Raw genomic sequence first — 788 nt, 5'->3', positions numbered from 1 at the left:
GTGATGCCCAGTCAGGTTGTCCAACCTGGTGATGGGCGCGGCCTTGCCGATCGCTGAGTGGGGCCGGTGGTGGTTGTACTGGTGGACCCAGGGTGCCAGAGCAGCGAGCCGGTCGGCTTCGCTGGGGTAGAACTTCTTGAAGGCCCACCCGTCGGCCAGGGTGCGGTGGAAGCGTTCGATCTTGCCGTTGGTCTGGGGTCGGTACGGGCGGGTCCGCTTGGGGGTGATGCCGAGTTCGGTGCAGGTGTCGGCCCACAGGTGGGATCGGTACGCGCCACCGTTGTCGCTGATCACCCGCTTGACGGTGACGCCGCGTTCGGCGAACCACGCGACGGCGTTGCGTAGCACCAGGGCGGCGGTCTGGCTGGTCTCGTCGTCGTGGGCCTCGACGTAGGCGACGCGGGAGTGGTCGTCGATGACGGTGTGCAGGTAGCAGGTCCCGATCAGGGGCTGGCGGTGTTTGCTCTTGGGGACACCGGTGCGTGCCGATGTGGCGGCGCGATGACGCTGGCCGGCTGCGCGTCCGACGTAGCGCCAGCCGCCCCCGTCGGGGATCTTGCCGAGCTTCTTCACGTCGACGTGCAGCAAGTCGCCCGGGCGGTCGTGTTCGTACCTGCGGATCGGTTCGCCGGTCGCCCGGTCCAGGTAGGACAGCCGGTGCAGCCGGCATCGGGTCAGGACGGCGTGCACGGTGGATGCGGGAACATCGAGCAGGTCACCGATCTGGACCGGGCCCATCCGGTGCCGCAGCCGGGCCCGCACGATCTTGCGGACCAGGCGGGGCGGGG

At 69.3% G+C, this 788-nt stretch carries 1 protein-coding gene; it reads right to left on the bottom strand.

The genetic code is table 11. The features are described 5' to 3' along the window. On the bottom strand, positions 1-788 hold a 788-nt coding region (locus MOPEL_RS06835), incomplete at both ends, for an IS481 family transposase (protein ID WP_009482143.1).

The organism is Mobilicoccus pelagius NBRC 104925 (genome assembly GCF_000247995.1).
GTDB classification, from domain to species: domain Bacteria; phylum Actinomycetota; class Actinomycetes; order Actinomycetales; family Dermatophilaceae; genus Mobilicoccus; species Mobilicoccus pelagius.
This window is presented reverse-complemented; position numbering and strand designations above follow the sequence as displayed.